24 protein-coding genes are annotated in these 22,860 nt (G+C 61.6%); 12 read left to right on the top strand and 12 right to left on the bottom strand.

Annotated elements, in window-relative coordinates; all coding sequences use genetic code 11:
- Positions 1-21: 21 nt before the first annotated feature.
- On the bottom strand, positions 22-291 hold the full coding sequence (locus ACEN8Q_RS10525) for a DUF4242 domain-containing protein (protein ID WP_218484132.1): 270 nt from the start codon (positions 289-291) through the stop codon (positions 22-24).
- Between the two features lie 180 nt (positions 292-471).
- Here ACEN8Q_RS10525 and ACEN8Q_RS10530 point away from each other — a divergent pair, with 180 nt between their 5' ends.
- Both ACEN8Q_RS10530 and ACEN8Q_RS10535 read left to right on the top strand, forming a co-directional pair.
- Entirely contained in the window at positions 472-1,449 is a 978-nt protein-coding gene (locus ACEN8Q_RS10530) for an AraC family transcriptional regulator (RefSeq protein ID WP_413428493.1), read from the top strand.
- A gap of 76 nt (positions 1,450-1,525) precedes the next feature.
- Positions 1,526-1,987 (top strand): GNAT family N-acetyltransferase, encoded by a 462-nt coding sequence (locus ACEN8Q_RS10535; protein WP_413428492.1) that lies wholly within the window; start codon positions 1,526-1,528, stop codon positions 1,985-1,987.
- A 17-nt stretch (positions 1,988-2,004) separates the two neighbouring features.
- On the opposite strand, the gene ACEN8Q_RS10540 is transcribed toward ACEN8Q_RS10535, so the two are convergent.
- The 3 genes from ACEN8Q_RS10540 to ACEN8Q_RS10550 all read right to left on the bottom strand — a co-directional run bounded on the left by ACEN8Q_RS10540 (position 2,005) and on the right by ACEN8Q_RS10550 (position 3,936).
- A complete protein-coding gene (locus tag ACEN8Q_RS10540) occupies positions 2,005-3,222 on the bottom strand; it encodes a cytochrome c biogenesis protein DipZ (RefSeq protein WP_413705131.1) in 1,218 nt (405 codons plus the stop codon).
- Positions 3,223-3,369: 147 nt separating this feature from the next.
- Complete coding sequence (locus ACEN8Q_RS10545) at positions 3,370-3,624, bottom strand: hypothetical protein (RefSeq protein ID WP_413428490.1); 255 nt, start codon at positions 3,622-3,624, stop codon at positions 3,370-3,372.
- Between the two features lie 48 nt (positions 3,625-3,672).
- Positions 3,673-3,936, bottom strand: a complete 264-nt coding sequence (locus tag ACEN8Q_RS10550) for a DUF2790 domain-containing protein (protein WP_008050460.1) — start codon at positions 3,934-3,936, stop codon at positions 3,673-3,675.
- Positions 3,937-4,242: 306 nt separating this feature from the next.
- Between ACEN8Q_RS10550 and ACEN8Q_RS10555 the strand changes: the two genes are divergently transcribed.
- Complete coding sequence (locus ACEN8Q_RS10555) at positions 4,243-4,983, top strand: response regulator (RefSeq protein WP_008023822.1); 741 nt, start codon at positions 4,243-4,245, stop codon at positions 4,981-4,983.
- Positions 4,980-6,296 (top strand): ATP-binding protein, encoded by a 1,317-nt coding sequence (locus ACEN8Q_RS10560; protein ID WP_413428489.1) that lies wholly within the window; start codon positions 4,980-4,982, stop codon positions 6,294-6,296. Before ACEN8Q_RS10555 ends, ACEN8Q_RS10560 begins: the two co-directional genes overlap by 4 nt.
- A gap of 932 nt (positions 6,297-7,228) precedes the next feature.
- On the opposite strand, the gene ACEN8Q_RS10565 is transcribed toward ACEN8Q_RS10560, so the two are convergent.
- The 3 genes from ACEN8Q_RS10565 to ACEN8Q_RS10575 all read right to left on the bottom strand — a co-directional run bounded on the left by ACEN8Q_RS10565 (position 7,229) and on the right by ACEN8Q_RS10575 (position 10,324).
- Positions 7,229-7,984 carry a DUF2063 domain-containing protein gene (locus ACEN8Q_RS10565; protein WP_413705132.1) on the bottom strand — a complete coding sequence of 252 codons (756 nt, stop codon included), beginning with the start codon at positions 7,982-7,984 and terminating at the stop codon, positions 7,229-7,231.
- A complete protein-coding gene (locus ACEN8Q_RS10570; RefSeq protein ID WP_413428417.1) occupies positions 7,977-8,819 on the bottom strand; it encodes a DUF692 domain-containing protein in 843 nt (280 codons plus the stop codon). Before ACEN8Q_RS10570 ends, ACEN8Q_RS10565 begins: the two co-directional genes overlap by 8 nt.
- Positions 8,820-8,989: 170 nt before the next feature.
- On the bottom strand, positions 8,990-10,324 hold the full coding sequence (locus tag ACEN8Q_RS10575) for an acetamidase/formamidase family protein (RefSeq protein WP_413705133.1): 1,335 nt from the start codon (positions 10,322-10,324) through the stop codon (positions 8,990-8,992).
- 410 nt (positions 10,325-10,734) lie between these two features.
- Between ACEN8Q_RS10575 and ACEN8Q_RS10580 the strand changes: the two genes are divergently transcribed.
- Together ACEN8Q_RS10580 and ACEN8Q_RS10585 are read left to right on the top strand one after the other, a co-directional pair.
- Entirely contained in the window at positions 10,735-11,781 is a 1,047-nt protein-coding gene (locus tag ACEN8Q_RS10580) for a class I SAM-dependent methyltransferase (protein ID WP_413428415.1), read from the top strand.
- Positions 11,782-11,915: 134 nt separating this feature from the next.
- The gene (locus ACEN8Q_RS10585) at positions 11,916-12,758 is read left to right on the top strand and encodes an NAD-dependent protein deacetylase (RefSeq protein WP_413705134.1); all 843 of its coding nucleotides are present in this window, start codon (positions 11,916-11,918) and stop codon (positions 12,756-12,758) included.
- Positions 12,759-12,878: 120 nt separating this feature from the next.
- On the opposite strand, the gene ACEN8Q_RS10590 is transcribed toward ACEN8Q_RS10585, so the two are convergent.
- A complete protein-coding gene (locus ACEN8Q_RS10590) occupies positions 12,879-13,775 on the bottom strand; it encodes a LysR substrate-binding domain-containing protein (RefSeq protein ID WP_413705135.1) in 897 nt (298 codons plus the stop codon).
- 174 nt (positions 13,776-13,949) lie between these two features.
- On the opposite strand from ACEN8Q_RS10590, the gene ACEN8Q_RS10595 reads away from it, so the two are divergent.
- Genes ACEN8Q_RS10595 through ACEN8Q_RS10605 form a run of 3 tightly spaced genes read left to right on the top strand, consistent with a single transcriptional unit; the run spans position 13,950 to position 16,543 of the window.
- Positions 13,950-14,648, top strand: coding sequence for a CoA transferase subunit A (locus ACEN8Q_RS10595; protein ID WP_046816298.1), 699 nt, complete (start codon positions 13,950-13,952; stop codon positions 14,646-14,648).
- A 36-nt stretch (positions 14,649-14,684) separates the two neighbouring features.
- Positions 14,685-15,350 carry a CoA transferase subunit B gene (locus tag ACEN8Q_RS10600; RefSeq protein WP_057399619.1) on the top strand — a complete coding sequence of 222 codons (666 nt, stop codon included), beginning with the start codon at positions 14,685-14,687 and terminating at the stop codon, positions 15,348-15,350.
- 11 nt (positions 15,351-15,361) lie between these two features.
- Positions 15,362-16,543 carry an acetyl-CoA C-acetyltransferase gene (locus ACEN8Q_RS10605; protein ID WP_413705136.1) on the top strand — a complete coding sequence of 394 codons (1,182 nt, stop codon included), beginning with the start codon at positions 15,362-15,364 and terminating at the stop codon, positions 16,541-16,543.
- A 195-nt stretch (positions 16,544-16,738) separates the two neighbouring features.
- On the opposite strand, the gene ACEN8Q_RS10610 is transcribed toward ACEN8Q_RS10605, so the two are convergent.
- A complete protein-coding gene (locus ACEN8Q_RS10610) occupies positions 16,739-17,269 on the bottom strand; it encodes a chalcone isomerase family protein (RefSeq protein ID WP_413428409.1) in 531 nt (176 codons plus the stop codon).
- Positions 17,270-17,437: 168 nt separating this feature from the next.
- On the opposite strand from ACEN8Q_RS10610, the gene ACEN8Q_RS10615 reads away from it, so the two are divergent.
- The 3 genes from ACEN8Q_RS10615 (at position 17,438) to ACEN8Q_RS10625 (ending at position 19,677) form a co-directional block, all read left to right on the top strand.
- Entirely contained in the window at positions 17,438-18,244 is an 807-nt protein-coding gene (locus ACEN8Q_RS10615) for a hypothetical protein (protein WP_413705489.1), read from the top strand.
- Positions 18,245-18,341: 97 nt separating this feature from the next.
- Positions 18,342-19,013, top strand: a complete 672-nt coding sequence (locus tag ACEN8Q_RS10620) for a glutathione S-transferase family protein (RefSeq protein WP_413705137.1) — start codon at positions 18,342-18,344, stop codon at positions 19,011-19,013.
- Positions 19,014-19,107: 94 nt separating this feature from the next.
- Positions 19,108-19,677 carry a hypothetical protein gene (locus ACEN8Q_RS10625; RefSeq protein ID WP_413705138.1) on the top strand — a complete coding sequence of 190 codons (570 nt, stop codon included), beginning with the start codon at positions 19,108-19,110 and terminating at the stop codon, positions 19,675-19,677.
- A 3-nt stretch (positions 19,678-19,680) separates the two neighbouring features.
- On the opposite strand, the gene ACEN8Q_RS10630 is transcribed toward ACEN8Q_RS10625, so the two are convergent.
- From ACEN8Q_RS10630 to ACEN8Q_RS10640, 3 genes are all read right to left on the bottom strand, one after another.
- Positions 19,681-20,397 carry an alpha/beta hydrolase gene (locus ACEN8Q_RS10630; RefSeq protein ID WP_413428406.1) on the bottom strand — a complete coding sequence of 239 codons (717 nt, stop codon included), beginning with the start codon at positions 20,395-20,397 and terminating at the stop codon, positions 19,681-19,683.
- Positions 20,398-20,608: 211 nt separating this feature from the next.
- On the bottom strand, positions 20,609-21,721 hold the full coding sequence (locus tag ACEN8Q_RS10635; protein ID WP_413428405.1) for a succinylglutamate desuccinylase/aspartoacylase family protein: 1,113 nt from the start codon (positions 21,719-21,721) through the stop codon (positions 20,609-20,611).
- A gap of 195 nt (positions 21,722-21,916) precedes the next feature.
- Positions 21,917-22,696, bottom strand: coding sequence for an ABC transporter substrate-binding protein (locus ACEN8Q_RS10640; RefSeq protein WP_413428052.1), 780 nt, complete (start codon positions 22,694-22,696; stop codon positions 21,917-21,919).
- Positions 22,697-22,860: the final 164 nt, after the last annotated feature.

The raw sequence follows: 22,860 nt of genomic DNA on the forward strand, positions 1-22,860 counted from the left end.
ACGAATCGGGCCTGACCGCGGTTACTCCGCCGTCGTCGGATCGATGATGTTCATGACCTGGGAAATGCGGTTGGCGGGAAAACCACTGATTCTGGCGTGCTCCTGGATCTGCGCCTCGCTCGGCGAGATATACACGCAGTAGAGCTTGTCACCGGTGACATAACTCTGCAGCCACTGCACCTCCGGCAGCTCACGCAAAGCCTGGCAAGACTTTAGCGAAGCGGCTTTCAAATCCCTTTCCGACAGAGCTCCGGCGCCCTGGATCTCACGTTCAATCACGAACTTCGGCATGGCAACCTCTCTTTTCTTGTTGTGGGTGGCAGGGCCGGTACAGACCCTGTGAACCAACTATCGTCCTGACGGACGCTCGCGTCCTGTCCGATCGTCGCCCAAGCCTGCCCGATCGTCCGGAGATTCCACGTTGCACGCCGAGGCGCTCACAATCAGAACTCCTTCCACGGGAAATCCCCAATGGACGCCCTGTCACAGACCCTGCGAGTCGTGCACCTGGTCGGCGCGATCTTCATCAACGCCCGGTTCACCGCGCCCTGGTGCTACCAGTCGCCCAGTGCCGACACGGCGGCGCCGTTTCTGGAGCCCGATGCGGAACGGGTGGTGATCTTTCACCTGATCACCGAGGGCGAGTGCTACGTCGAACTGGGCGATGACCCGCCGCTGCTGCTGAGCGCGGGCGACGTGGTGATCTTCCCCCAGGGCGATGCCCATCGCATGTGCTCCCGACCGGGATTGCCCCCGGCCACGGGTGCGCGACTGGATGCGGTGCTGGCGCGCCGGCCCCGGCAGTTGAGTTATGGCGGCGGTGGCGCGGTCACCCGCCTGGTGTGCGGCTACCTGGCGTGCGACACGCGGCTGGCGGGCATGTTGCTCAAGGGATTGCCGGCCGCGGTGCGGGTCAATGTGCGCGGTTCGAGTGCCGGTGTCTGGCTGGAGTCCTCCGTGCGTTATGCCCTCGCCGAAGCCCGTTCGCCCCGCCCCGGCGGCGAAGGGGTATTGGCCAAACTCGCCGAAGTGCTGTTCATCGAAGTGCTGCGCCTGTACATGAATGAACAAGGCGAAGGCCGCACCGGCTGGCTGGCCGGCGTACGTGACCGCATCGTCGGCGCCGCCCTCAACGCCTTGCACAAAAAACCCTGTCACGCCTGGACGCTGGACGAACTGGCGCGCACCGCCAGCACCTCAAGATCGGTATTGGCCGAACGCTTCCAGCAACTGGTGGGGATGTCACCGATGCAGTACCTGACGCAATGGCGCATGTTGCTCGCCGCCAATCTGTTACGCAGCAGCAACAGCTCATTGACGCGGATCGCCGAAGAAGTCGGCTACCAGACCGATACCGCCTTCAGCCGGGCTTTCCGTCGCGAGTTTGGAGCACCGCCGGCGGCATGGCGACGCGGTCAGGCGGCCTCGAATCAGTTGAACGGTCGCTGAGCCAGGGGAGGCGACAGCACCGTTCGGGCCCGCTACTCTCGCTACCCAGCGACTGACCTCTGAAAGGACTCACAACATGGCACTCCGCCTGGACTGGCTTGCTCGACATATGCAACACAGCAACACATTCGCTTCGTGGATCCACCAGCAGTTCCACTACGAATACGCCGCACAGCCCCTGCCCGACTGGCAACGGGAATTCGCCGAAGGCCAGGACAATGGCGACTGGAAATGCCTGATCGCCCTCGACCACGACGAGCTATTGGGCGGCGCAGCACTGGCCAGGGCCGACCTGGCCCATCGCCCGGATCTGGGGCCGTGGCTCGCTTGCGTATTCATCACCCCCGAGGCACGCGGCAAGGGCCTGGCAGAGCGCTTGATCGAAGGTATTTGCGCGCAAGCCAAAGCCGGCGGCGAGAAGAGGATCTACCTGCACACCCAAGACCAGAGCGCTTATTACGCCAAGCGCGGCTGGGTGTTGCTGGAGCATTTTCAGGCGTGGGAAAAAGATCAACGGCTCATGGCGCGAGACCTGTGAGCCATTGATCGAGCGGATTACGCCGCTGGCGCACTGGCCTTGGCCTCCTCGAGTAACTGCTGAATGATTTTTTCCTGAGTGTCGTAGCTGCCTTCACCAAAGTGGGTGTAACGCACCTGCCCCTTGGCGTCGATCAGGTAGTGCGCCGGCCAGTACTGGTTGTCGAAGTTGCGCCAGATCGCGTAGTTGTTGTCGATCGCCACCGGGTAGGTGATGCCGTACTCCTTCACCTTGGCCTTGACGTTGTCGATGATGCGTTCAAAGCCGTATTCAGGCGTGTGCACGCCGATCACCACCAGTCCGTCCTTTTCATACTTCTTCGCCCAGTCCTTCACGTACGGCAAGGTGTGCTTGCAGTTGATGCAGTCGAAGGTCCAGAAGTCCACCAGCACCACTTTGCCTTTCAGGGCTTCGTTGGTCAGTGCAGGCGAGTTGAGCCAGTCCACTGCGCCGGACAGCGACGGCATCGCGCCCTGGGCATTGTCCATGGAGCTGTCGGCCTTGACCTTGCTGACCAGGTAATCGACGACTTTCGGCACGGTTTCCAGCACGCCTTTCTCGACACGGCTGACACCTTCGGATGAGGTGTTGGCCAGCAACACGTCATTGGCCCCCGTTGCAATCACCGCCGCACCGGCCAGCACCGCAACCCCGGCGCCGCGACGCAACCAGCCGGTGACCGGAATCGACGGTTTCAAGCGATTGACCAGGCCGCGACCGGCAAAGATCAAGGTACCCAGGGAAAGTGCACTGCCCGCGCCATAGGCCACCAACAACAGACTGGTGCCGGCGTTCGCGCCTTGCAGCATGGCGCTGGTCAGAATCACCCCGAGGATCGGCCCGGCGCAGGGCGCCCAGAGCAGCCCGGTGGCGACACCGATCATGATCGAAGCCAGCGGCCCGGACATCTTGCGCGAGTCCGGGTCGATGCGATTGCCCAGCAAAACGAAGGGACGGGCCAGCCAGTCACCGACCCGGGCGGAGATCAGCGACAGGGCAAACAGCACCATCACCGCCAGCGCTACATGGCGGCCGGTGTTGCTGGCCTGAATCACCCACTCACTGCTGACCACGGCCAGGCTGGAGACCAGGGCAAAGGTCAGGACCATGCCGCCGAGGGTGAGCAGGATCGAAGAGCGTGTGCGGTCGGCTCCGGCGAACAGGAAAGGCACGACTGGCAGGATGCACGGGCTGAGGACGGTCAATATGCCGCCCAGGAAAGCGATGAGTAACATGGGATCACCAGATACAGGTTAAAGGGCGACACACAACCCATGTGGGAGCGGGCTTGCTCGCGAAGACGGTGTGTCAGTCGACATATGTATTGCCTGACACACCGCTTTCGCGAGCAAGCCCGCTCCCACAGTGGATTGAGGGTGTTCTCAAGCAGTTTGCTCATCCAGCAAATGCCCCTGAGGCGTGCGGCTGGTGCCGTTCTCGGCGAGCATCTGCCCTTGCGGCGTACGGCTGGAACCGTCTTGCGCCAGGAAGCCCTGGGTGCCCTTCTCTGCTACCGGCGTGAGCTGGAAGCAGGTGTTGCTGGCGCAGGCGCTTTGCTCGACAGCGGCGTTGGCATGGGCTGCCGCACCGGCGACGGTAAAGGCGATGGCGGTCAGGTAGCGGGAAAAGTTGTTCATGATGTCCTTCCTGTTTCAAATGGATTAAGCGGTGGTTGATCGCAACACTCAGTTTTCCGAGTTGCAGTTGTCAGCGAATTTGCGGTAATCCAGCACCTGGGTTTTGGACTGAGCGTCGAGGTACGTCAGCCGCGCATTCACCACGCCGCAGGAAGGCGTAGCGTCTTCGGTCAGCGACACCACCTTCCTGATGTCAAGTTGGGTGCCGTAGGTGTAGGTTTTGGGGGCGACATCGGCTTCGGCACGGGCCGACAAGGTGCAGATGTTCAGTGCGGCAAACAGGCAGGCGGCGTAGATGGCTTTGGTGTTCATGGCGGATTCCTCAAGGTTTCAACAGGTCAACTGTTCGTTGGGCCGAGGCGCTCTGCTTTGCCTCGATGGAACCTATTAAAAGCCTGCGAGGTATCTCGTCTGTGTCGGGAATCGGCGAGAATCAATCGGTACGTATCAGAACGGTGCCTGGATACAAAGCAATACAAAACCGCCGGAAACCGGCTTTTTTGCCTTCGTGTGTATCCGCAGGCAAGCCGGATACACTGCAATACAAAGGGCGGCAGGCGACTCCGCCCTGGCTCGATAGACTGTGTGGCAATCCCCATTCATCAGAGGTTTGGCCCAATGGATCACGTTGATCACATCCTCATCGTTGACGATGACCGCGAAATCCGCGAGCTGGTAGGCAACTACCTGAAGAAGAACGGCCTGCGCACCACCGTCGTGGCGGATGGACGGCAGATGCGCGCTTTTCTGGAAACCACCCCGGTGGACCTGATCGTGCTGGACATCATGATGCCGGGTGACGATGGCCTGCTGCTGTGCCGCGAATTGCGCGCCGGCAAACACAAGGCCACGCCGGTGCTGATGCTCACCGCCCGCAACGATGAAACCGACCGCATCCTCGGCCTGGAAATGGGCGCCGACGACTACCTGGTCAAGCCGTTCGCGGCCCGTGAACTGCTGGCGCGGATCAACGCGGTGCTGCGGCGCACCCGCATGCTGCCGCCGAACCTGGTGGTGACCGAAGCCAGCCGCCTGTTGGCCTTCGGTCGCTGGCGCCTGGACACCTCGGCGCGTCACCTGCTCGATGCAGACGGCACCATGGTTGCCTTGAGCGGCGCCGAATATCGATTGCTGCGGGTATTTCTCGATCATCCGCAACGGGTGCTCAACCGTGATCAATTGCTCAACCTGACCCAGGGCCGCGACGCCGACCTGTTCGACCGCTCCATCGACCTGCTGGTCAGTCGTCTGCGCCAGCGCCTGCTGGACGACGCCCGCGAACCGGCCTACATCAAGACCGTGCGTAGCGAAGGCTATGTATTTTCCCTACCGGTGGAAATCCTGGGCGATCAATCATGACGCAGGCGTTGCATTGGCCGCGCACCCTGGCCTCACGGCTGTCGCTGATTTTCCTGATCGGCCTGATCCTCGCCCAGGCGTTGTCCTTCGGCGCGCAATATTACGAGCGCTACGAATCGTCGAAAAACACCATGCTCGGCAATCTGGAAACCGACGTTTCCACGTCCATTGCCATCCTCGACCGCTTGCCCGCCAATGAGCGAGCCGGATGGCTGCAACAACTGGAACGACGCAATTACCGTTACCTGCTCAATGAAGGTTCGCCGGGCACGCCCATACGCACCGACATGCCCGATGCGCCCATCGCCATCGCCTCGATCAAGGACGCCATCGGTCACGATTACCCGATGACCTTTACCGACATCCCCGGGCCGAACAAACATTTTCAAGTGCACTTGAACCTGGCCGATGGCAGCCCGCTGACCATCGACGTCCGCCCGGCGATGGTCCCGTTGTCGCCCTGGCTGCCCATCGTGTTGCTAGGACAACTGGCGCTGATGCTTGCCTGCTCCTGGCTGGCGGTGAGAATCGCCATCCGCCCCCTCACCCGCCTCGCCGATGCTGTCGAGAACCTGGACCCCAATGCCCATCCAGTGCTCCTGAACGAAAAAGGCCCGACTGAAGTCGCCCATGCCGCCAGAGCCTTCAACTCGATGCAGGCACGCATCGCGGCGTACTTGAAGGAACGCATGCAATTGCTGGCGGCGATTTCCCACGACCTGCAAACCCCGATCACCCGCATGAAACTGCGCGCCGAATTCATGGACGACTCCAGCGAAAAAGACAAACTGTGGAACGACCTGGGCGAGATGGAACACCTGGTACGCGAAGGCGTGGCCTACGCCCGCAGCATCCACGGCGCCACCGAAGAAAGCCGCCGCACCGACCTCGACTCGTTCCTCGACAGCCTGGTATTCGACTACCAGGACATGGGCAAGGACGTACAGCTCACAGGCAAGAGTGCCGCCGTGATCGACACCCGCCCCCACGCCTTGCGCCGGGTGCTGGTCAATCTGACGGACAATGCGCTGAAGTTTGCCGGTGCTGCCGAATTGCGGGTGGAAAAACAGGCCGATGGCAACCTGTCGATCAAAATCCTCGACCGCGGCCCCGGGATCGCCGAGGACGAACTGAAGCAAGTGATGGAACCCTTCTACCGCGTGGAAAACTCCCGCAACCGCAGCACCGGCGGCACCGGGTTGGGGTTGGCGATTGCCCAGCAACTGGCGATCGCGATTGGCGGGACGTTGACCTTGAGCAATCGTGAAGGCGGTGGGTTGTGTGCGGAGCTGAGGTTGCCGGGCCAGGCGTAAGGAAATGGTTGGCTGGCAGGGCGTCTTCGCGAGCAAGCCTGCTTGCGATGGCTGTATGTTGAGCGACGTGTTTTTTACGGGTGTACATATCCGTTGCTACGGTAAAGGCCGCTGGCGGTTCCGCCCTTACGGCGGGTTACTTGGAAGAGCGGAGCGCCGCCCGGCCCCAAGTAACCAAGGGCTCTTGCCCCTGACGTTCGGTGCCTCGCCAAGGCTCGGCATTCCCTCGCTCCGGTCCTGCTCCGTGGGCCCGCCGCGATCGGCCATCCATGGCCGTACGCGGCTAACCCGGCATCCATGCCGGGTTGCCCACTGCGCAGAACCGGAACGAAGCCTCTCGAGGGGGCAAGCAGATCAAAAGCCAAAGCAAAAGCGAGGCGGCCTACCGGCCGGCCTGATCGCAATTGAACGCGTTCCCCTGTAGGAGCGAGCTGGCTCGCGAAAAACGCCGGGACACCGCGGGGATTCAGACAGCCCGCGTTATCGTTGACGTCCATCGCGAGCAAGCCCGCTCCCACAGAAGAGCAGAGCAAAGCAGGGCCGCATACCCCCACGCTCTTCACCAATCAACAGGCCGAGCGTTAGCTCGCCTGCCGCTCTTGATCTTGATCCACCCGCCCCCTCGGCAGGCTGAGTGGAGGCGTTCATCCGGGGATAGGCGCGCAGCGCCGTTCGACGCAGTCGAACTCATTGCATGCAGGTCGCGCGCAGCCGACCGGAGGGCAATGCCCCCGGATGAATGCCGGAGCGAAGGAACCCCGAGCCCAAGCGAGGGGCCGGACGTTCGGGGCGAGCGTTTTTTTGCTTACTTTTTTTAGGCGCTTGTAAAAAAAGTGAGTCGCCGTAAGGGCGAAACCCTAAGTCGCCATCACCCAAAAAACGGATATGTACGCCATCAACCAAGAACCTGGTCGGCCCAAAGGCCGCCAAGGTCAAACACCCCCAACAACCCCCTCCTCATGCATCTGCCGCAACAACCCCAAACCACCCTCGAAAAACACCGAAGAACCCACCTGCCCAGCCTCCACCGCCACCCCCTGCAACTGCGCCCCCCCGGTCAACTCCGGAAACTCAACAATCCGCTGCAACAACCGCCACGCCAACGGACTCAACCCGGAAAACCTCACACTCCAGTCCATATCCCGACGCACCAACAAAAACGTCGGCTGATCAGGCAAAGCATCCGGCTGAAAATCGGGCCCCAACAACTGCACCGGCCAGGCATACGCCAACGGCCAGGCCAGCGGCGACACCTGCAAAGGCCGATCCAGCAACAACGCCGCATCACCACCAACCAGCGGCTGCGCATCGGACTGTTGCAACACCATTTCCACCCACTCGTAATGCGCCAGCTCCACCATGAACGGCGGCCACGCCCCATCGCTCAATGCCTCAGGCCCGCTCGCGAGAAACTCGACAAACTCCTCAGCGATTTCACCAAATTTCGGTGTGCGGGCCCGGTAGTCCCGCAAAAAGATCCGCACCAGCGAACCCCAGCGTTCATTGCCGATAATCTTCACCAACACCGGAAAGGTGCCACTGAGCAGCGAAGACAGGTTGGCGAACACCAGATCGCGGTAAACCTGTGCCCGCGCCGGGTCCATACCGGTGGGTGGCGCGTTGTGTTCAGGGTCGCGCAGGTACAGGCCCATCGTGGTTTGCTGATGCAAGAGACCCGACTTATCCACGGCTCACGCCCTCCTGTTGCAAACGGCGAATGGTCTGCAATTCCGCCACCAGTTCGGCGAATGCCGGAAAATTGAAATCGCGCTCCAGCAAGGTCGGTTGCGCACCGAACCGGGCATACGCCTGGGCCAGCAACGACCACACCGCCGGTTTTACCGAAGCACCATGGGTGTCGATCTTCAAGGTATCGGACTCGTCGAAATGCCCGGCAATGTGCATGGCCACCACCCGCCCCGAATCGATTCCGGCGAGAAATTCCTGGGGATCGAAACCGTGGTTGATCGAATTGACGTAGACATTGTTGACGTCCAGCAGCAGGTCGCAATCGGCCTCACGCAACACCGCATTGGTGAAGGTCACCTCGTCCATGTCCTGTCGGGGAGCGGCGTAATAGGAAACGTTTTCCACCGCCAGACGCCGACCCAGGATGTCCTGGGACTGACGAATCCGCGCGGCGACGTGGTGCACCGCTTCTTCAGTAAACGGCAGCGGCAACAGGTCGTACAGGTGGCCGTCATCGCTGCAATAGCTCAAATGCTCGCTGTACAGCGGCACGTTGTAGTGATCGAGAAAACCCCGGACTTCCTGCAAGAACCCGACGTCCAGCGGCGACGGTCCGCCCAGGGACAGGGACAGGCCGTGACAGGACAACGGATAACGCTCGGCCAGTGCCCGCAACGCCGCACCATGGGCGCCGCCGATGCCGATCCAGTTTTCCGGCGCGACTTCCAGAAAGTCGAAATCGCCTGTCGGTGCAGCCTGGAGGTCTTTGAGTAAACCGCGACGCAGGCCAAGCCCTGCGCTGGCCTTGGCTACAGGGGGAATGGATGTCTGCATGATATCGATCTCAAACGGTGTCTGGGGTGCGAGCACCGTATGGATGCTCGCCGTCAGACACAGTTAATCGAAGGGGTGTATCGGGCCTGTGTTCACTTGTGCCGGAAAATGCCAGCGTCTGTATCGCCGGCAAGTCCATACACACTGTGGTACAAACCCGCCATTGGCTGTCAGGCCAGATCGTATTTCTCACGCACCAGATGGCCGATGCCCATGCGATCGAGCACCGCCATCGGGCACAGGAACGTCACGCGCACGGTGCCCGGCAGGCGACTGATGTCGATCGAGCCGGTGATAGTGGCGCGGTTGAGGACTTCGTCATAAGGCAGGCCGGTGACGGAAGCGGCGCGTTGCAGGCCGTTTTCCACCGCCAGATTGAGGTTCTCGCCGCTGCCGATGAAGGTGATCGGCCCGCTCTGTTCGATCTCGTGCTGGCCCCAACGCTCGCCCAGTTCACGGACTTTTGCCCTTTGTCCGGCGCTCATTGGCCGCGCCATCGGCGGCAAGTCATCCAGGTTTTGCAACAGGATCGGCCCCTCCAGGGTCAGGTTCTTCACCACTTCCACCACCACTTCGGTTTCCCCGGAGCAATCGGTGGCGTGTCCGGCGATTTCGCCGTTGCCCTGCTGGGCATGCATGTCACCCATGTACACCCCGGCACCGGAAACTTTCACCGGGCAAATCAGTACGCAGCCTTCGCGGATCGAGTTGGTGTCCATGTGGCCGTCGGTTTTCGCCGCGTGCAGTTCTTCGCGGGTCATGCCGAAACGGTGCGGCGCATTGATCAGGTACTGGCCGAAGTCGGCGCAGTTGTGGGAGTCGGGCAAGTCCCGGGATGGCAGGGTACCGATGTTGCCGAGAAACGGCCGCATGTGAGCCGCAACGCCGGGGATGTCGGCACGGGCCAGGGACAGGATCGAATGCTGGGCAGCGAACTCCGGCAGTGCCGACATTTCCGAAGCGTTACCCGCCAGACGATTGGCGATGTCCTGATTGACCGTCAGACTGACCTGGTTCTGCGCATCGAACACGATCACATAACCGTGGCTGAAACGAAACGCGCTGACCTCGGCACCACAGTGGTTGCAGCGAATGGCCTCGGCGCCGATGCCTTCGACATGGCTGGCGGGATGATCGGTGCCACAGGTGGAGCAGAATTTCGAGACGAACGGATCGCCGTTGTACCGCCCCTCGACAAATTTCATGACCCCGGACGAAGTCGCCAGCGACGTCACGCGCATGCTTTTGATCTTGATGGCCACCGCATCACCGATTTGCGCCCCGGCGATCGCCACCGGTTGCGTCACTTCATGCCCGCCCTCGAAGGCTGGCGTGATCATTGGCCCCCAACAGCCCGGTGGTGTACCGGTGATCAGCGTGCCGCCGTCGGCCAATGGCCCGAGCATCGGCTGGCTTGGGCCGATGATGCCATTGGTGTAGTGATCGACCCGCAGGCGATCCACGGGTGTGACGTTGGGATCGGGCTGAGACACAAGCGTTGTCATGGAAATCCCCTTGACCGCATCAGGCGCGGAACAGAGTCAGGAGCGTACGACCGTCGGTTGCGACGGCCAGGGAAAGAGTTTTGGCCGCCACGCAATAGCGGCGCCAAAACGGCCTTCACAGTTCATCGCAGGTTTGTATCGGGTCTGTGTTCGGCTGGTGCCTGAAGTTGCGCGGGACTGTATCGAAAGGCGGGTGAGATACAGTGAGATACATCCCCCCTACAGAGTCATGTGCCCGCAGGGAAAACGTCGCTTTCGTCGCGCCAGACCGCGCAGTACAAGGCCCGAACTAAACTGTATGCACACAGGACCCGCTTGGTGCCCTGCACATTCCCACGACCACCGCCCAGCGGCGAGCGCCTCGCCAGATAATGCCCCTGGACCGTGATCCCGTTGAAGGAGCACACGTGATGGACGAGGCCAGACTCAACGATTTCATGGGCAAACTGGTGAACGACATGGGCGGCGCGGCGATGCTCGCCAACGTCATCCTCGGCGAAGAGCTCGGCCTGTACCGGGCGATGGCCGACAGTCAGCCAATCACCCCCGAAACCCTTGCCGCGAAAACCGGCTGCAACACCCGCCTGCTGCGCGAATGGCTCAGCGCCCATGCCGCCTCCGGCTACATGGAACACCACGACGGCCAGTTCCGCCTGCCCGAAGAGCAAGCCATGGCCTTGGCCATCGAAGACTCACCGGTCTATATCGCCGGGGGCATCGGTGTCGTCGCGTCGTTTTTCCACGACAAGGACAAGCTGGTCAACGCCATGCGCGGCAACGGCGCCCTGCCTTGGGGAGAACACCATCCGTGCATGTTCAGCGGAACCGAACGCTTCTTCCGCCCAGGTTACAAAGCCCATTTGGTCGCCGAATGGTTGCCGGCCCTCGACGGCGTGGTGGCCAAACTGGAAGCCGGGGCCAAAGTGGCGGACATCGGCTGCGGCCATGGCGCCTCGACGGTGATCATGGCCCAGGCGTTTGCGGATTCGCGATTCGTCGGCTTCGACTACCACGCGCCCTCCATTACCGTCGCCACCCAAAGGGCCGAAGAAGGCGGTGTGTCCGGTCGGGCCCGATTCTTCCAGGGCACGGCCAAAAGCTACCCCGGCAACGACTACGACCTGATCTGCTACTTCGACTGCCTGCACGACATGGGCGACCCGGTGGGCGCGGCCAGACATGCTTATGAATCGCTGAAAGACGACGGCACGGTGCTGCTGGTCGAGCCCTACGCCAACGACTTGCTCGACGACAACGTCAACCCGGTCGGACGCCTGTTCTACGCCGCCTCGACGTTTATTTGCACGCCGAACTCGCTGTCCCAGGAAGTCGGCCTCGGCCTCGGCGCCCAGGCCGGCGAAGCGCGGTTGCGCAAAGTGTTTACAGAGGCTGGTTTCACGCGCTTTCGCCGGGCCACCGAAACGCCGTTCAACCTGATTCTGGAGGCGCGTAAATAAACACCCCCGCCATCTCTGTAGGTGTAGGAGCGAGCTTGCTCGCGATAAACGCGATCACGCCGCGGGGTGTCAGGATTACAGTGTTATCGTTGACGACCATCGCGAGCGAGCTCGCTCCTACAGGCCTGCACAACATGTTCGACAACCTGATCCACGAACAGCTCGATCGCCTCCACCGGCTCATGGCCGACGCGCCGTTCGCGGTCCTGACCGGGGCTGGCATCAGCACGCCCTCGGGCATCCCGGATTATCGCGACAACCAGGGCGTGCGCCGTGGCCGGCAGCCGATGATGTACCAGGAGTTTCTCTCTGCAGCGCAATCCCGGCGACGCTATTGGGCGCGGGCGATGCTCGGCTGGCCACGGGTGCGTCAGGCGCAGCCGAACGTGGCCCACGACACACTGGCCAGTCTGCAAGGCACGCGCCAGATCAGCGGGTTGATCACCCAGAACGTCGACACCCTGCACGACCAGGCCGGCAGCCATGACGTGATCGAACTCCACGGCAGTTTGCACCGGGTGTTGTGCCTGGATTGCGGCCGGCGCAGCGAGCGCGATTCGATCCAGCGCTTGATGGAAACACAGAACCCGTACCTGGCCGGCGTCGACGCAGTACAGGCGCCGGACGGCGACACCTTGCTCGACCCGGCTTTCGAGGCACGCTTCCAGGTCCCGCACTGCCCGCATTGCGCCGGGGAACGGATGAAGCCGGATGTAGTGTTTTTTGGCGAAAACGTCGCACAGGCCACGGCGGCCAGGGCGATGGCCACCGTCGAGCAGGCTGCCGGGCTGTTGGTGGTCGGCTCGTCGTTGATGGCCTATTCGGCGTTTCGCTTGTGCCGGGCGGTGGTGGATCAGGGCAAGCCGTTGATTGCGATCAACCTGGGCAAGACCCGGGCAGACGAGATGCTGGATGTGAAGATCGAGGGGTCGTGCGAGCAGCTTTTACCGCTGCTGGCCGAACGACTCAACAACTGACAAGACCCAATCCCTGTGGGAGCGGGCTTGCTCGCGAAAGCGGTGTATCAGGTTAGTAGATGTCGACTGACACGTCGCCTTCGCGAGCAAGCCCGCTCCCACAGGGGCATTTTGATTTGTTCATGTAAGTTGGTGACTGAAATTTTCCGCTTTCAGCACATCAAACATCGCCTGCGCCGCCGCCGACAGCTCTCCCCCCGGCAATGTCAGCACCCCAAGTGCCCGCTCCACTACCGGGTCACGCAACGTGATGCAACGCGCGCCCAGCTCACGCATTTGCCCGGCACACAAGGCCGGCACCGCGCTTACGCCCAGGCCACTGGCGACCATGCGCCCGACCGTCGCCAGTTGATGGCTTTCAAACTCCACCGGCAGCTTCATGCCGCGGGCCTGCAAGTGCTCTTCCAACATTACCCGCACGGTGGAAGGTCGCTGCAAGGTAATGAACGGCTCCTTGAGCAGGGTCTGCCATTCGATGTCATCCAGCCCGGCCAGCGCCGAATCCAGGGGCACCACCGCGACGAAACGGTCGATGTACAACGGCGTGAATTGCAGCGACGAACTCTGCGTCGGCTCGAACGCCACCCCCAGTTCCACCTGCCGATCCCGGACCATTTCCAGCACCTGCTCGTTGATCACATCGTTGACCGTGACGTTGACGTTCGGATAGCGGGCGCGGAATGTCTTGAGGATCGGCGGCAGCAGATTGCCGGCGAACGATGGCATGGCCGCCAGGGTCACGCGGCCGCGTTGCAGGGTGAAGCGCTGGCGCATCTCGTCCTCGGCATTGTCCCAGTCAGCAATCAGCCGGCGCGCCAACGGCAGCAGGGATTCGCCTTCGGCGGTCAGCGCGACGTTACGGGTGTTGCGGGTGAACAGCCGCCCGCCCAGGCCCTCCTCCAGCGCCTTGATGGTCAGGCTCAGGGCCGACTGCGACAGGTGCAGGCGCTCGCAGGCCACGGCGAAACTCAGGCTCTGGGCCACGGCCAGGAAGGCGCGGATCTGCTTGATGGTCATCTCGCTACGCTCAAGTTGTAAGCTGCTAGCTTCAAGCTGCAAGTTTAGAGCAGCGGTTTGTTGAGTTTTATCTATCAATCAACCTTAAAAATCAACTTAACAAATGAATCAAGCAGCGCGACACTCAACTCCATTCGGCTAGCCAGCCGCCCACAAAGAATAAAAGAGGTGCATATGGCAGGTTTCGACAAGCGCGTGAGTTCCTATGAGGAAGCTCTGGCAGGTCTTGAAGACGGCATGACCGTGATCGCCGGCGGCTTCGGCCTGTGCGGGATTCCGGAGAACCTGATCAACGAGATCAAGCGCAAGGGCACTCGCGACCTCACGGTAGTTTCCAACAACTGCGGCGTCGACGGTTTCGGCCTGGGCGTACTGCTGACCGACCGCCAGATCAGCAAGGTGGTGGCCTCCTACGTCGGCGAAAACAAGCTGTTCGAAGAGCAACTGCTCAAGGGCGAAATCGAAGTCATCCTGACCCCGCAAGGCACCCTCGCGGAAAAAATGCGCGCAGGCGGCGCCGGCATTCCGGCCTTCTTCACCGCCACCGGCGTCGGCACTCCGGTCGCAGAAGGCAAGGAAGTCCGCGAATTCCATGGCCGCAAGTACCTGATGGAAGAGTCCATCACCGGCGACTTCGCCATCGTCAAAGGCTGGAAAGCCGACCATTTCGGTAACGTGATCTATCGCCACACCGCGCAGAACTTCAATCCGCTGGCCGCCACCGCCGGCAAGATCACCGTGGTCGAAGTCGAAGAAATCGTCGAACCCGGCGAGCTGGACCCGGCGCAGATCCACACCCCTGGCATCTACGTCGACCGGATCATCTGCGGCACGTTCGAGAAGCGCATCGAACAGCGCACCGTGCGTAAGTGATCCCCTGCCCCCGGACCGAATGAAGGAATAACAACAATGGCACTTTCCCGCGAACAAATGGCTCAACGCGTCGCCCGCGAAATGCAGGACGGCTTCTACGTGAACCTGGGCATCGGCATTCCGACCCTGGTCGCCAACTACATCCCCGAAGGCATGGAAGTCATGCTGCAGTCGGAAAACGGCCTGCTGGGCATGGGTCCCTTTCCTACTGAAGAAACCATCGATGCCGACATGATCAACGCCGGCAAACAAACCGTGACCGCACGTATCGGTGCTTCGATTTTTTCCTCGGCCGAGTCCTTCGCGATGATCCGCGGCGGTCATGTCGACCTGACCGTGCTGGGCGCCTTTGAAGTGGACGTGCAAGGCAACATCGCCTCGTGGATGATCCCCGGCAAACTGGTCAAGGGCATGGGCGGCGCGATGGACCTGGTGGCCGGCGCAGACAACATCATCGTCATCATGACCCATGCGTCCAAGGACGGTGAATCCAAGCTGCTGTCCCAATGCAGCCTGCCGCTGACCGGCGCCGGGTGCATCAAGCGCGTGCTGACTGACCTGGCTTACCTGGAAATCGAAAACGGTGCGTTCATCCTGAAAGAACGTGCGCCGGGTGTCAGCGTCGAAGAGATCGTCGCCAAGACTGCCGGTAAACTGATCGTGCCGGACCATGTACCGGAAATGCAGTTCGCTGCCCAGTGAGGAATCATTCCATGCAAGAAGTCGTCATTGTTGCCGCCACGCGCACCGCGATCGGCAGCTTCCAGGGTTCCCTGGCCAATGTCTCCGCCGTCGAACTGGGTGCCGCGGTAATCCGCCAGCTGCTGGCCCAGACCGGCCTGGACCCGGCGCAAGTCGATGAAGTGATCATGGGCCAGGTGCTGACCGCCGGCGCCGGGCAGAACCCTGCGCGCCAGGCAGCCATCAAGGCCGGCCTGCCCTTCGCCGTACCGGCCATGACCTTGAACAAGGTCTGCGGCTCGGGCCTCAAGGCCCTGCACCTGGGCGCCCAGGCGATTCGCTGCGGCGATGCCGAGGTGATCATCGCCGGTGGCCAGGAAAACATGAGCCTGGCCAACTACGTCATGCCAGGTGCCCGCACCGGCCTGCGCATGGGCCACGCGCAAATCGTCGACACCATGATCAGCGATGGCCTGTGGGATGCGTTCAACGACTACCACATGGGCATCACCGCCGAGAACCTGGCCGAGAAATACAGCCTGAGCCGCGAGCAGCAGGACGCGTTCGCCGCCGCCTCGCAGCAGAAAGCCGTGGCCGCCATCGAAGCCGGGCGTTTCGTTGACGAAATCACACCGATCCTGATCCCGCAGCGCAAGGGCGATCCACTGTCCTTCGCCACCGACGAGCAGCCACGGACCGGCACTACCGCCGACTCCCTGGGCAAGCTCAAGCCGGCCTTCAAGAAGGATGGTTCGGTGACAGCCGGCAACGCTTCGTCACTGAACGACGGTGCCGCCGCCGTGATCCTGATGAGCGCCGACAAAGCCAAGGCCCTCGGCCTGCCGGTACTGGCGAAAATCGCTGCTTACGCCAACGCGGGCGTCGATCCGGCAATCATGGGCATCGGCCCGGTATCGGCCACTCGCCGTTGCCTGGACAAGGCAGGCTGGTCCATCGACCAGCTTGAGCTGGTTGAAGCCAACGAAGCCTTCGCCGCACAATCCCTGGCCGTGGCCAAGGACCTGGAGTGGGACTTGAACAAGGTCAACGTCAACGGCGGCGCCATCGCCTTGGGTCACCCGATCGGTGCCTCGGGTTGCCGTGTGCTGGTGACGCTGCTGCATGAAATGCTCAAGCGTGACGCCAAAAAAGGCCTCGCCACCCTGTGTATCGGTGGTGGTCAGGGCGTGGCGCTGGCGCTCGAGCGGGCGTAAGCCAACAGCGTTCAACAGACGGCACGGGGACCCACGAAGAACCGTCGCCGCCTGGAAAAACACCCGGTGTGACGCAAGTTGCACCGGGTTCTTTTTTGCCCGCGTGTTTATCAGAGGTCACAAATCCCCTGTGGGAGCGGGCTTGCCCGCGAAGGGGCCAGATCCGTCACCCCAAAAATCGCAGAATCAACAGGCTCAGGGCACCACACCCAGCAACTGCTGGCGCAGCTCGGGGTTGTTGGTTCGCGGATCGAGCCAGATGGCAAAAAATGCCTGGGCGAATTGCAGGTCCGTCACTTCACGCAACAACTGCTGGCCGAGGAAAAACCGCGCGCCCTGCCCTGGCAGATAGACACAGGTCAGCCGCGTGCCAGCCTGCACATCGACGAACGACTGTTGCATCTGCGCCTGCCAGGACGCCAGTTGCCCGGCACTGATCGCGGTACCGGCGAGCCGCTTGATTTCCCTGACACTGGCGCTTACCAGGTCATCACGGGAAATGCTGCGCTGGTAGATCAACTCCAGGGCAAACGGCTGATCGTTCGCCAAGGGCCGCGACGTACTCCAGAGCCGCGCGCTGTAGACATCGAAGCCGTACTTGCGAAACTCGCCACTGCCGAGGACTTGCGCGCCGGGCAGCGATTCCTGCCAATTGGCCAGGGCCTGACAGCTCAGCAAAACAAGTAGCCACAGGCCATGGCGCAGCAGCGATCGTTGATGGTTCATGGCGGGTTGGCCTCTTTGTGGATGCCCGGATAAGTCGTAGGCGCAAAAGACCCTTCCGTACAAATTTCGAACGAGCCTTATTTTTGTATACAAAACTCGCACACACATAAAGCAATCTACCCGACGCAATGTTACCGTTGCCACCTCACACAGGTCGGAGACGTGCGCGTGTTGATTCTCAAACTGCTGGTGATCCCAGGCTTCCTGCTGCTGATTTCCCTGGCTGGCAAACGCTGGGGGCCGAGCGTGGCCGGCTGGTTATCGGGGTTGCCGGTGGTAGTCGGGCCGATTCTGTTGTTCCTCGCCCTTGAACAAGGCCAGGCGTTCGCTGCGCAATCGGCCACCGCTGCGCTGTCGGCCATGTTCGCGATGATTGCGTTTTGCGTGACCTACGCCCAGGTCGCACAACGGGCCGGATGGCCGCTGGCGTTGATGGTCTCACTGTCGGTCTGGGCGGTGGTGGCAATTGTGCTGTCGCTGATCCCGACATCCCTGGTGTTTTCGGTGTGCGCCGCCGCCAGCGCGCTGCTCGCCGCACCCTACCTGTTCCCAACCGTGCAACCGGTGCCCAGTGGTCCTGTGCCGAAATCCGACAAGCTCCTGCTGCGCATGGTGGCCGGTGCATTGCTCACGCTGGTCGTGACGCTGCTGGCCAGCACCGTCGGCGACCGCTGGAGCGGCTTGCTGGCGGTGTTCCCGGTATTGGGCAGCGTCATGGCGGTGTTCTCCCAGCAAACCCGTGGCCCGGCCTTTACCGCCGCATTGCTGCGCGCCACCGCCACCGGCATGTACTCGTTCGCCGCCTTCTGCCTGGTGTTGGCGCTGGCGTTGCCGACGATGGGAATGAACGCTTTTGTCCTGGGCATCGCCGTGTCGGTGGCCATGCTGGGTGTGACCAAACGCTTGCTGGCACGGCCCGTGGGCCCGACGACGGACGCTGAAGGAACCGTCAAAGCACCGAAACCCGTTCGATAGTTTTGCACGACCAGAACAATAACCCTGCACGTCAATCGAACGGGTTTGCTTCAACATCAGCCTCAGTTCCAACCCCTACCCGACTGAGGCCTGCACCATGAAATTCTTTTTCCACCCTTCGCCGAACCCGATGAAAGTTGCCCTGCTGCTCGAAGAGCTGCAAACGCCTTACGAATTGATCGGCGTCGACACCTTCAAGGGCGAGCAACACCAACCGGCCTTTCTGGCGATCAACCCGAACGCCAAGGTACCCGCACTGGTTGATGGCGATGCCAGCGTGTTCGACTCCCAGGCGATCCTGCTGCACCTGGCGCAGAAACATCAGCGCTTCCTGCCCACGTCCATTGCCGGCCAGGCCGAAATGCTCTCGTGGCTGATGTTCATCGGCACCGGCCTGTCGCCGTTCTCCGGCCAGGCGGTGCACTTCCTGCACCACGCACCGGAAGATCTGCCTTACGCGAAAAACCGCTATTTGAAGGAAGTCGAACGCCACTACCGCATCCTCGACGAGCGCCTGGCCCGGCTTCAGTACCTGGCTGGCGACACCTACAGCATCGCCGACATGGCCCTGTGGGGCTGGGCCAACTACGCGCCCTACATCCTCGGCGAGAGCGGTCTGGCGGCGTACCCGAACGTCCAGCGCCTGTACGATGAAATCAGCGCCCGGCCGGCCGCCCGACGCGCCCACGGCCTGAAAGAGAAACTGGTGCTCAAGGCCGAATTCGACGAAGAAACCCGTCGCAACCTGTTCCCGCAAAACCAGGCGTAAGCACAAAGCGACCGCTCGTTAGCGCACACTGGAATGCAGCACAACCTCCGTGGGATGATCGCGCCCCACCGCGCGCCCATCCCTGGAGATTCCGATGTCATTGTTGAGTAAAAAAGCCCTTGTCCTGCTACTGGCCGCGGCTACCGGCCTGGGGGCTTTGAATGCGCAGGCCGCCAAGGCCACTTCCAGCGATAACGCGCCCGCCCAACAAATCTCGATGCTCGGCGGCAAGTTCACGTTCAACCTGCCCAAGGGTTTCATCGCCAACCCGCTGCCCGCCAACCCGGGCGGTGCGACGGGCACCCTGTACAGCAACGCGACGACCAAGACCGTGGTCATAGCCGCGGAAAACAACCTGCCCGATGGCATCAGTGTCAAAGACAACGACGGCCAGTTCCTCGACAGCACCGTGGCCGACTTCGATTCGGCGCAACACACATCCCTGCCCGACTACAACAAACTGAGCGAGAAGTCCCTGACCCGGAAAAGCGGATTGGGCCTGCGCCAGGTCGACGGCACCGCCACACAGGGCGGCGGCATGACCCTTACCACCACGCTGATGGCGGCATCCGGCACCCGCATGACGGTAATCCAGGTGATCTCCCGTCCCGGCGACATGGCGGCCCACGAAACCCTGATCAAACAGATCGTCAGCGGAAAATGAGGCTCAGGGGTTCAAGCGCTGCAACCAGGCGCTCAAGTCCTGTATCTCCTCGGCGCTGATGTTATGGCCGACACCGGGGTAGCCGTGAAACTCGGGTTCGAGTGACACGCTCTGCAACAGGCTGTTGGCTTCCGTGCCGTCGCTGTAGGGAAGGCGTTTGTCCTGCTCGCCATGACCGATGAAAATCGCCAGCGACTGGCGTTTTTCATCCGGTGTGAGCTCGGCCTTGAGCACCGGCAGAACCCGCCCGCTCAACGCAGCGATCCCGCCAAGCGCCTCGGGATGCCGCAGGCCCACTTCGTAGGACATGATCGCGCCCTGGCTGAAGCCGACCAGGAACACCTTCTCGGGTTCGGTGTGATATTTCTTCGTGGCCTGTGCGACAAAATCCAGCAGCACCTGGCCACTGGACTTCAGATCATCGGTCTCACCGTTGTAGGCCCCTTCGCCCTTCTTGCGAAACCACTGATAGCTGCCCGCCTCCATCACCAAAGGTGCCCGCACCGACAGGTAGGTGTAGGACGCAGGCAAGTCATCCTTGATGCCGAACAGATCCTGCTCGTTACTGCCGTAACCGTGGAGGAAAATCACCAGGGGTTGATGGTTCGAATCGGCATTGGCCTGCTCCAGGTACTTGAGCGGCAAGTCGGTTTGCAGCGGGGTTTGGGCGTGAACGACAGTGGATGCCAACAGCGTGAGCAGCGCGAGAATCTTCAACATGGGTCTTCCTTCACGGAATGCAGGATTCGGGGAAGAGCCTAACACTGAGAATCAGACAGGAACATCTCGGGTGTGTCTGATGCCGCCTTCGCGAGCAAGCCCGCTCCCACACTGGATCGTCGTTGCACACCTATTCTGTGTTCACTGAAGATCCAGTGTGGGAGCGGGCTTGCTCGCGAAGAGGCCCGAACAGTCGGCAAAAATTCCCGGATCAGTCGTTGATCAACTTCCCCACCCGAATCGGCTCGCGCCCGGCGACTTTCGCCTGCCAGGTGCCGGGCTGGGTGTAGCGCCCACGGTCGATGGCAAACAGCACACCGCTGGTACCGGCCTGCACGGTGGTGACCTTGTCGTTCAACGGATCGACCACCTCGAACAGCGCATCGCCCTTCTCCACCCATTCCCCGGCTTCACGCAAGAAACTGACCACGCCGTGGTGCGGTGCGAACAGGTATTGGGTGCCTTCGAACGGCATGCCTTCACAGCATTCGTCCGGTGCCGCCGGCCAGCTGCCGGAGATGAAGCCCTGCTCGGCGAGGAACCCGAGAATGGCCTCGCAATTGGCCTGGGCCTGGTCGACGCGGGTATCACCCATGCTGCCCAGCTCCAGCGTGGTCGCCAGGTTCGCCGGTGGAATCGCCGCCGCCGGGAACGCCCTGGCCAGACGCAACCATGGCGAAGAACAGGACTCATCGAACGAGCTGCCGCCGGAGTCTTCGCACAACAACGCCACGCCAGCCTTCAAGCGCGCCGCCAGGGATTGCCATTGTGGCCAGTGCTGCGGCAAGGCGTAGAGGTGAATCGCAGCAATGAAATCGCAATGCAGGTCGAGGGTGATGTCGGCGTCGCAGGCATGGCGCAGCAACAGGCGGTGCATCGCTTCGAGCTGCGATGTCGCTGCCGGCAAGTCGCCGAGGACCTGGCCCATGGTCTGGCGAATCAGCGCGATGTTGGCCTGGGCATCGTTGCCGAGGCGATCACCGATCAACTCGGCCACCGGCACACTGAGCTCAACGAACGAGCGGTTGAAGTTCTTGCCGCTGCCCAGCTCGAAACGCCCCATGTGGCTGCCTTGCAGGTGCTGATCGAGGCCAATGGGATTGGCCACCGGCACCAGTTCGATCACACCGTTCAATTGTCCCTGTCGTTCAAGTTCGGCCAGGCGTTTCTTCAACTCCCAGGCCGTGCGCATGCCCGGCAGTTCGTCAGCGTGCAGGCTGGCCTGGATGTACACCTTGCGCGGGCCCGCGCCATAACGGAACACGCTGAGGGTGCGCTCTGTGCCCAGGTGGCTCCAGGGAAGCTGGTGGTCGATGCGTTGCATAGGGGGAACTCCTGATGTCAGAACGGCGAGATCACCTGTGGGAGCGGGCTTGCTCGCGAAGGCGTCGGTACATTCAACATCGATGTTGCCTGACACGACGCCTTCGCGCTCCCACAGGTTTCTCGTTTCAATAGAAAGAAAGCACAAAAAAAATGGCAACCGCGCCAACGGTTGCCATTTTTTCAACCCGCTCGCTTACTCGCCGTAAACGTCAAACTTGAAGTACTTGTCCTGCACTTGCTTGTACTTGCCGTTGGCGCGGATGTCGGTGATGGCTTTGTTGAATTGCTCGGCCAGGGCGGTATCGCCCTTGCGCACGGCAATGCCGGCGCCGCCACCGAAGTATTTCGGATCGTTGTACTCAGGGCCGACGAAGGCAAAACCTTTACCGGCGTCGGTTTTCAGGAAACCGTCGTCCAGGTTGACCGAGTCGGCCAGCAGCGCGTCAATGCGGCCGGAGACCATGTCCAGGTTGGCTTCCTGCTGGGAGCCGTAGCGCACCAGGTCGATGCCGGCGGGTACCAGCACTTCCGTGGCGAAGCGGTCGTGGGTACTGGCGCGCAGCACACCGACTTTCTTGCCCTTGAGTTCGGTCAGCGGGTCCTTGATGCTGGAACCTTCCTTCATCACGAAGCGTGCCGGGGTATGGTAGTACTTGATGGTGAAATCGACGTTCTTCTTGCGGTCGTCAGTGATGGTCATGGACGACAGGATGGCGTCGATTTTCTTGACCTTGAGCGCAGGGATCAGTCCGTCGAACTCTTGCTCGACCCAGGTGCACTTCACTTTCATCTGCTCGCACAGGGCGTCGCCGATGTCCACGTCGAAACCGGTGAGTTTGCCGTCAGGGGTTTTCATCGAGAATGGCGGGTAGCCGGCTTCGATACCGATGCGGATCGGCTTGGCGTCTTCAGCCACGGCGGTCAGGGACAACATCGACAGTGCCAGGGCACCGAACATCACTAGCTTCTTCATTTATAACTCCTGTGCGCGGAGGCTTTTATTGGCAGCTTCGATTGGCAGCGTTCGGTCATCGCTTTGTGGGCGGGAACCGAAGTGGCCGGCAGTCTAGAGCGGCTACAGGAGGGTAAATTACGCCGAGGCGACAAATATTTACAGAAAAGTGGCACCAAGACGGA

Origin of the sequence: Pseudomonas sp. Pseusp16 (genome assembly GCF_047324915.1) — a bacterium.
GTDB lineage: Bacteria > Pseudomonadota > Gammaproteobacteria > Pseudomonadales > Pseudomonadaceae > Aquipseudomonas > Aquipseudomonas fluorescens_CD.

Coding starts and splice junctions, on each gene's coding strand:
- ACEN8Q_RS10525 (WP_218484132.1), bottom strand. CDS start 291: ATGCCGAAGTTCGTGATTGAACGTGAGATCCAGGGCGCCGGAGCTCTG.
- ACEN8Q_RS10530 (WP_413428493.1), top strand. CDS start 472: ATGGACGCCCTGTCACAGACCCTGCGAGTCGTGCACCTGGTCGGCGCG.
- ACEN8Q_RS10535 (WP_413428492.1), top strand. CDS start 1,526: ATGGCACTCCGCCTGGACTGGCTTGCTCGACATATGCAACACAGCAAC.
- ACEN8Q_RS10540 (WP_413705131.1), bottom strand. CDS start 3,222: ATGTTACTCATCGCTTTCCTGGGCGGCATATTGACCGTCCTCAGCCCG.
- ACEN8Q_RS10545 (WP_413428490.1), bottom strand. CDS start 3,624: ATGAACAACTTTTCCCGCTACCTGACCGCCATCGCCTTTACCGTCGCC.
- ACEN8Q_RS10550 (WP_008050460.1), bottom strand. CDS start 3,936: ATGAACACCAAAGCCATCTACGCCGCCTGCCTGTTTGCCGCACTGAAC.
- ACEN8Q_RS10555 (WP_008023822.1), top strand. CDS start 4,243: ATGGATCACGTTGATCACATCCTCATCGTTGACGATGACCGCGAAATC.
- ACEN8Q_RS10560 (WP_413428489.1), top strand. CDS start 4,980: ATGACGCAGGCGTTGCATTGGCCGCGCACCCTGGCCTCACGGCTGTCG.
- ACEN8Q_RS10570 (WP_413428417.1), bottom strand. CDS start 8,819: ATGCAGACATCCATTCCCCCTGTAGCCAAGGCCAGCGCAGGGCTTGGC.
- ACEN8Q_RS10575 (WP_413705133.1), bottom strand. CDS start 10,324: ATGACAACGCTTGTGTCTCAGCCCGATCCCAACGTCACACCCGTGGAT.
- ACEN8Q_RS10580 (WP_413428415.1), top strand. CDS start 10,735: ATGGACGAGGCCAGACTCAACGATTTCATGGGCAAACTGGTGAACGAC.
- ACEN8Q_RS10585 (WP_413705134.1), top strand. CDS start 11,916: ATGTTCGACAACCTGATCCACGAACAGCTCGATCGCCTCCACCGGCTC.
- ACEN8Q_RS10590 (WP_413705135.1), bottom strand. CDS start 13,775: ATGACCATCAAGCAGATCCGCGCCTTCCTGGCCGTGGCCCAGAGCCTG.
- ACEN8Q_RS10595 (WP_046816298.1), top strand. CDS start 13,950: ATGGCAGGTTTCGACAAGCGCGTGAGTTCCTATGAGGAAGCTCTGGCA.
- ACEN8Q_RS10600 (WP_057399619.1), top strand. CDS start 14,685: ATGGCACTTTCCCGCGAACAAATGGCTCAACGCGTCGCCCGCGAAATG.
- ACEN8Q_RS10605 (WP_413705136.1), top strand. CDS start 15,362: ATGCAAGAAGTCGTCATTGTTGCCGCCACGCGCACCGCGATCGGCAGC.
- ACEN8Q_RS10610 (WP_413428409.1), bottom strand. CDS start 17,269: ATGAACCATCAACGATCGCTGCTGCGCCATGGCCTGTGGCTACTTGTT.
- ACEN8Q_RS10620 (WP_413705137.1), top strand. CDS start 18,342: ATGAAATTCTTTTTCCACCCTTCGCCGAACCCGATGAAAGTTGCCCTG.
- ACEN8Q_RS10625 (WP_413705138.1), top strand. CDS start 19,108: ATGTCATTGTTGAGTAAAAAAGCCCTTGTCCTGCTACTGGCCGCGGCT.
- ACEN8Q_RS10630 (WP_413428406.1), bottom strand. CDS start 20,397: ATGTTGAAGATTCTCGCGCTGCTCACGCTGTTGGCATCCACTGTCGTT.
- ACEN8Q_RS10635 (WP_413428405.1), bottom strand. CDS start 21,721: ATGCAACGCATCGACCACCAGCTTCCCTGGAGCCACCTGGGCACAGAG.
- ACEN8Q_RS10640 (WP_413428052.1), bottom strand. CDS start 22,696: ATGAAGAAGCTAGTGATGTTCGGTGCCCTGGCACTGTCGATGTTGTCC.